The 6,604-nt window shown below is 42.6% G+C and carries 7 protein-coding genes; 4 read left to right on the top strand and 3 right to left on the bottom strand.

Annotation, left to right across the window (positions count from 1 at the left end):
* Positions 1 to 13: 13 nt before the first annotated feature.
* The gene (locus VZF35_RS26865; protein ID WP_407309801.1) at positions 14 to 709 is read left to right on the top strand and encodes an SDR family oxidoreductase; all 696 of its coding nucleotides are present in this window, start codon (positions 14 to 16) and stop codon (positions 707 to 709) included.
* 46 nt (positions 710 to 755) lie between these two features.
* On the opposite strand, the gene VZF35_RS26870 is transcribed toward VZF35_RS26865, so the two are convergent.
* Complete coding sequence (locus VZF35_RS26870) at positions 756 to 1,100, bottom strand: hypothetical protein (RefSeq protein WP_407309803.1); 345 nt, start codon at positions 1,098 to 1,100, stop codon at positions 756 to 758.
* Between the two features lie 462 nt (positions 1,101 to 1,562).
* On the opposite strand from VZF35_RS26870, the gene VZF35_RS26875 reads away from it, so the two are divergent.
* On the top strand, positions 1,563 to 1,907 hold the full coding sequence (locus VZF35_RS26875; RefSeq protein ID WP_407309805.1) for a hypothetical protein: 345 nt from the start codon (positions 1,563 to 1,565) through the stop codon (positions 1,905 to 1,907).
* Positions 1,908 to 2,067: 160 nt separating this feature from the next.
* On the opposite strand, the gene VZF35_RS26880 is transcribed toward VZF35_RS26875, so the two are convergent.
* Entirely contained in the window at positions 2,068 to 2,628 is a 561-nt protein-coding gene (locus tag VZF35_RS26880; RefSeq protein WP_407309807.1) for a flavodoxin family protein, read from the bottom strand.
* 478 nt (positions 2,629 to 3,106) lie between these two features.
* Between VZF35_RS26880 and VZF35_RS26885 the strand changes: the two genes are divergently transcribed.
* Positions 3,107 to 3,565, top strand: coding sequence for an RrF2 family transcriptional regulator (locus tag VZF35_RS26885; protein WP_407309809.1), 459 nt, complete (start codon positions 3,107 to 3,109; stop codon positions 3,563 to 3,565).
* A gap of 71 nt (positions 3,566 to 3,636) precedes the next feature.
* Positions 3,637 to 4,623 (top strand): alpha/beta fold hydrolase, encoded by a 987-nt coding sequence (locus VZF35_RS26890; RefSeq protein ID WP_407309811.1) that lies wholly within the window; start codon positions 3,637 to 3,639, stop codon positions 4,621 to 4,623.
* A gap of 271 nt (positions 4,624 to 4,894) precedes the next feature.
* Here the strand turns inward: VZF35_RS26890 and VZF35_RS26895 are convergent, their stop codons facing one another.
* Positions 4,895 to 6,499 (bottom strand): IS1182 family transposase, encoded by a 1,605-nt coding sequence (locus tag VZF35_RS26895; protein WP_407307550.1) that lies wholly within the window; start codon positions 6,497 to 6,499, stop codon positions 4,895 to 4,897.
* Between the last annotated feature and the right edge of the window lie 105 nt (positions 6,500 to 6,604).

The raw sequence follows: 6,604 nt of genomic DNA on the forward strand, positions 1-6,604 counted from the left end.
GAGGAAAAGTCGCATGAAAGAAGTAATAATTTGGACCGGTGCCGGTCAGATTGGTATGGCTATTGCCAGAAGAATGGGCTTTGGCAAAAAGCTTGTTGTTGGCGATAAGAAGCTGGAGAATGCGCAGACCATTGCTAAAATTATGACTGATGCTGGATTTGACGTAGTCCCGATGGAGATGGATCTCTCATCCAGAGATTCCATCCGAAGCCTGATTGCGGAAGCACAGAAGTATGGTGAGATCTCCATGTTGGTTAATTCTGCTGGTGTTTCCCCCAGTCAGGCACCGATTGAAGCGATTTTGAAGGTGGATTTGTACGGCACTGCCGTTCTGCTGGAGGAAGTCGGGAGGGTTATTAAAGACGGCGGTACTGGTGTGACGATTTCCAGCCAGTCCGGTCACCGGATGCCTGCACTGAGTGCGGAAGTGGATGAGCAGTTGGCTTGCACTCCGACGGAAGATCTTCTGAAACTGGAAGTGCTTCAACGGTCGAATATCAAAGATACCTTGCACGCCTATCAGATGGCGAAACGCTGCAACGAAAAGAGGGTTATGGCGGAATCTATAAAATGGGGTGCCAGAGGTGCGCGAATTAATTCTATCTCTCCGGGAATCATTGTTACCCCGCTGGCCATCGATGAGTTTAACGGCCCCAGAGGTGATTTCTACAAGAATATGAAAGACTCACATGACAAAAAGAGATGCTGAACCTTTTCAAGGTATTAGCATCTCTTTAATACTCTATTTCTAGTTTTTACTTTGGATAATGAGCTGTCTCCTTTGCATCCGCCCCTTCAGGCAAATAAATTCTTGTTCGAATCATTCCGACAAACTCCCCATCCTTGAAATAGCTACTATAGGTAATAACCATCCCAAAGGCTATTTTGGTAAAGGATTTTAATTCCCCAGTTTTAAACCGCGCTATAAAGTCGGCAATCTTTTGGCGATTTTCTTCCTTGTGACAGTCTAAAGCCCACAAACCCATAACGGGTTTCCCATAGAACTGTTCCTCGAATTTATTGGCCCAGATCACATTGAAATCTGCATCTGTAACCAAAAGTCCTGCAGAAATATCCTTAAAAACCTCACCAAAATTCATTCCTATACACCTCCAACTACCTTGTTATCTTCTGTATTTGTACCTTAACTTGATACCGTCTTGACTTAAGCCAAGCTAAGAATTCTTCATCATCTAGGATTTGGGATAAAACCATATCATATCATATCACCAAGTTCTCTTGGTTTGAATTGAAAATTATATTTGAATCGCTCCTTTATGTTGTTTCATTTGTTGTATTAATCATAAAGGATTAGACTGAAATGTCTATGATTTTCGGGTACATTGCTGTAGGTTATCAACCTTCATCAATCTTTTGTCGGTGAGGGTTGATATAATTTTTATGAAAGAAATGATTGATATTCAAACTGAGAGTGGATACAGTAAGAACATAGGTTCGATATATAACCAAATATACGTACTGATGGACGATAAGAATGAGAGATGTCTGTGCTGAGTGTAATAGGGGATCCTATTGCATGGAACCTTGTGAAGAATGGCTAATTGCCCATGACCAATGCCCAGTGTGCCGAAACAAACTTTTACATATTGGAGGATGTACCGAGTGCATTACAGGTGATTGGGCGAAGTGTGGTTAAGATGAAAGTCGTAATGAGTCCGATTGAAATGATCGCATGGTTTGATCTTCCTGGTACACCGCGCCCCATCCGTTTTCGGCATGAGGGGAATGTTGTTAAAGTTGAGATGATTGTCAGAATATCTGAAGAGAAAATAGTCGGAAACCGAATGAAGATTTATGAGTGTCAAAGTGAGATCCATGGGCAGATGAGGCATTTTGAGCTTAAGTACGAATTGAATACCTGTAAGTGGTTCTTGTATAAGATTTGAATGAATGTTGAAACCTTGTAAACACCAGAGCTTTCATTCTTTATCTTAGCAAATCGCTGGTCAGGTATATTCAAAAAACCACCGAAATTAGATTCAGATCCTAATCTCGGTGATGGAATTAGTGTTCAGTAGAAATGAGAATTTTAATAGGAATGTATTCTTATTTAGTAAGTAACTCTCCTGCAGTAAATGCCTGTTCTAATAATTCATCTGATAGCTTGAAATTAGGCGAACCTGTATGTGAACAAAGCAAGCTATCTGTAAGCTCCCAACCGAACATGGAGAAGGCGCCATTGACGAACTGGATAGTAGCTTGAAACGCGTCTTTGTTCTCGTTTCCTTGTGAGAAAATAGTAACTGCTTTTTTTCCAGGATAACGGGCTTGGAATGGGAATCCAGTGCCTTCAAGCATAGGGTACATTCTATCAAGCCACTGCTTGGATTGTCCTGAGATTTGCATGAAATAAATGGGTGAGCCAAAAATAACACCGTCAGCATTTTTTATATCCTCATACATTGGTTGTAAATAATCTTTTGTAGCGCAGCCCTCGTGACTCCTACAATAGAAACAGCCTTGGCAGCCCTTGATACCATCATCGTTAAGGTCATAGATTTTTACTTCAGCACCTTTGGATTGAGCTCCCTTGATTACTTCCTGAATTAGTTTAGAGGTATATCCGTTTTTTCTTGGACTACCGATGAATGCGATAATTTTACTCATGTTGTGACCCTGCCTTTTAAATATTTTTATAATATAGCAAGATTATATCAGTATAATTAGGCTAAAAGCAAAAGAAACAATACATTTTGAAGTCCGTCTACAATGGACAAAGCTCTTAAACTGCTAATATTGAAAAATAGAACAGCATAGAGAATTGAAGCAATAACGAGTATTTGCAAGATTTTAAGTTTAATCAAAAACATAATAATACCGGAATTTGAAACACCAAAATCGGCCCCTCAAGCCTGATTTTGGTGTTTTTTGGGTAGTGAATGTTTCGTCAACTTGCCATAGTAGTCGTTATCGGACTCAAAAAGGGGTAACAAAGAGATTTGTTATTTTTTTATCGAAACAATTTAATGATATCATAATATGTCTACCATATATTACAGTTAGTAGGATAACGGGAAGTTCACTCCACTAAATAAACATAAATAATAAATTGACTAATCTTATATCATGTAATAATATAAGTTACATGAAAAGAAATAAACGCTTATCAGTTGCCCTGCACGTACTACTGCATATGGCCGAGCGACCTGACGCCGCGATGACCTCAGAAGAGATGTCCACTTGCGCCGGCACCAATGCGGTAGTGATCCGCCGCACTTTCGCCGGTTTGCGTGAAGCACAAATCGTCTCGTCTTTGAAGGGGCATGGTGGCGGTTGGCGACTGGTCCGGCCCCTTTCCGAAATTACCTTAGAGGATGTTCAACGCGCTCTCGACGAGCGGGTGGTCACCTCCCCCTCGACGCACAATGAAAGCCCCGGCTGCCTCATCGAAAAGGTGATTCACCTTGCTCTAGATGACGCCGTCGCAGAGGCGAGTCGTGTTCTGGATCGACGCCTCGCGACTATTACCTTGGCCGACATTGCTGCCGATGTTTACCGACTCGACAGGGCGATCTCCTCAACGCCTAAAGACGACAAATATTAATTAGTTTGAGATTGCTATCCCCGTGAAACATGGAGCATTGAGGCATAACCCTTAATAAGGAGAAGAGTACGATGACTAATTTGAAACACCGTATGATTAAGGCGAACAATATCCAGATGCATATAGTTGAGCAGGGCGAAGGTCCTCTTGTGCTGTTATGTCATGGGTTTCCGGAAACATGGTACTCATGGCGTCATCAAATCCCTGTGCTAGCTGAGGCGGGGTTTCGCGTGGTGGCCCCTGATTTACGTGGCTACGGCGGTACGGAGCAGCCGGAAGAAATTGACCAGTACACCCTTCTGCATCTTGTCGGCGATATGGTGGGTCTGCTCGACGCATTGGACGTTGAAAAAGCCGTAATCGTCGGGAATGACTGGGGCGCAACGCTCGCGTGGCATGCGGCCTTATTACGGCCTGACCGCTTCCGTGGGGTGATCGCATTATGCGTACCGATGATGGGCCAACCCCCTGTTCCTCCCTCCAAAATCTTTCCTCAGAAGGAAGATGAGTTGTTCTATACGCTCTACTTCCAGACTCCAGGCCTGCCAGAGGAGGAGTTTGAGCTCGACGTTCGCTTCACAATGCTTAACCTGCTCTTTGCTGCTTCCGGAGATGCAGGACCTCGTAAAGAAAACGATGGCACTCCGAATCCCTTTAGTATGGTATCCCGAAGTAAGGGTTTGCTCGCGCCGCTGCCCGCCCCTTCATTGCCTTGCTGGCTTACAGAAGTCGACTTGGCCGTCTATTCCGAGGCGTTCAGCGCGACCGGGTTTCGTGGGGGTTTGAACTATTATCGTAATCTAGATCGCAACTGGGAACTACTAGCTTGTTTTAGTGGAATGAAGATAATGATTCCCGCCCTGTATGTGGTGGGCGAACGTGACGTCGGTCTCAGTATCCCTGGGATGAGGGAAATAATTTCTGAGATGCCTAGTCTTGTGCCAATGCTCGATCAAACGATCATACTCCCGGGCTGCGGACACTGGACTCAACAGGAGAAACCTCAAGAGGTCAGCACTGCAATAATTTCGTTCCTGCAAAGCCTCTCTAGGTCGTAGGGATAATTCTAGTGGCTTGTTCTAAGATCGCTACGTGGTCACCCGCGAAGAATGCTGATCCAGAAGCGTTGCCTCTCAAGATTATTAACTTTACTAAGAAAAAGGGAGTGTCGCAAAACTACTATTTTGAAGTAGCAAGCGATGCTCCCCATTTCTTTTTACTGTGGAAAATATTAAGTGGTTTGATTGCAATGCTCAATCTCTATTTTCTACTTAAATTTGTGTATAGCAAAATAAGCCTTCTAGATGAGACTGTTTTTTCGACCCCTTTTTAAGCCGTTTTTAATGGATGAAGGGGTTTACCAATTCGTTCATTCTGTATTTTAGCGTGAAGTTTATTCACGTTATACCCAAAACACAGCAGCATAAATTCAGTTTTTACACTGTTTTTACCTCGTGTCAAAAAGCGATTAAAGTTATAGTCATTCTTGAGTACCCCAAAGGCTCCTTCGACCTGTATGGATCGATTTACTCTGAGTAGTCTCCCTTTTTCGGTGGTAATGTTTCCGTACGATACCTGGCGTTTGGCCACAAACGTTTTAGATACTTGCATTCTTCGATTGCCTTTAGCTTTTGTACATTGACTTTTACAAGGACAATCACGGCAGTCTTCACATTCATAGATCGTGATTTCAGATCGGTAGCCCGTTGCCGATGTTCGATGGGTAATTCCCACTAGTTTGAGTTGTTTTCCGTTATGACAGGTGTATTCATCCATTTCTGCATTGTAAACCATGTTTTCTCGCTTGCTGATATCCTTTTTGAAGCGTTTCTTTTTCCATTGTTCATAGGTTTGCGGCTTTATGTAGCAGGTCTGCTTTTTCCCTTCGAGATAAAGATAATTCTCCTCACTCTCATAACCAGAGTCTGCAGTAACATTTTCATAATGGGCCTGTAGTTTAGATTCCAGCGTGTTTAAGAAAGGGATGAGTGTGGCTATGTCGTTACGATCCTGGAAAATCCCAACCCCTGTTACATATTCACTTTCCACGCCAATCTGAACATTGTAAGCCGGCTTTAACTGAGCGTTGCGCATATGGTCATCTTTCATATGCATGAAGGTCGCATCAGGATCGGTTTTGGAGTAGCTATTTCTTCCTTCGAAGAATTGGTGATGTCTGTTGTACTTTTCTTGACGGGTATAGAATTCCTTCAGGTCTTCTGTAAACTTTTGTAGCTTTGATTTCCGTTTTCCAATACCATGGACAAATTCAATCTGCTCTTGCTGACGTTTTTCTTCTAGGTAGGAGAGGGCCGCCTTAAGGTCCTTAAGTAACGTTTCTTTGGTTGCCTTGAAGTCCTTTAGATAGGTCAAATTGATCTCCTCAAGACAGGATTGAATTTTCAAGAACATTTTGGTCTCATTCTTAGTAACAACTTTCTTCCAGACAAACGTATAACGGTTAGCATTGGCTTCAATTTTTGTTCCATCGACAAAAAGGTTCTTAAACTCTACTTCCCCAAGCTTGTGTAAATACGTCACCATTTGGAAAAAGAGGTCTTCTATGGATTCCTTTAAATAGTTCTTCCGAAATCGAGCAAGGGTGCTGTGGTCTGGTGCCTTGCATCCTTCCAACAACCACATGAAGTTAATGTCTCTTTTACAAGCAACTTCAATCTTGCGGCTTGAGTAAATGTTGTTCATATAGGCATAGGCTACTACTTTGAACAGGATTTTGGGTTCGACTACAGGTTTTCTTCCAGTGGAAGAGTAGGCCTGATACAACGCTTCGTAATTCAATCCCTCCAAAATGTGGCTTAGCAGTCGAACTGAGTCATCCTCCGGTATTAACACATCAAAATTAAATGGTAGAACTAATTGATAGTGTCCACTTAATTCAGTATAATTTTTAGAGTGTAATTTGGTTGTTAGCATAACTCAAATTATACGACAACTGCGGGTTCTTTGGGACCTGCAGTTTTGTTTCTAGTAGGAAAAAGGGGCGTTGCTTACGAACTATTTTAGTTCGTTTTGCAACGC

It is taken from the genome of Desulfosporosinus paludis (assembly GCF_045689965.1).
Lineage (GTDB): Bacteria > Bacillota > Desulfitobacteriia > Desulfitobacteriales > Desulfitobacteriaceae > Desulfosporosinus > Desulfosporosinus paludis.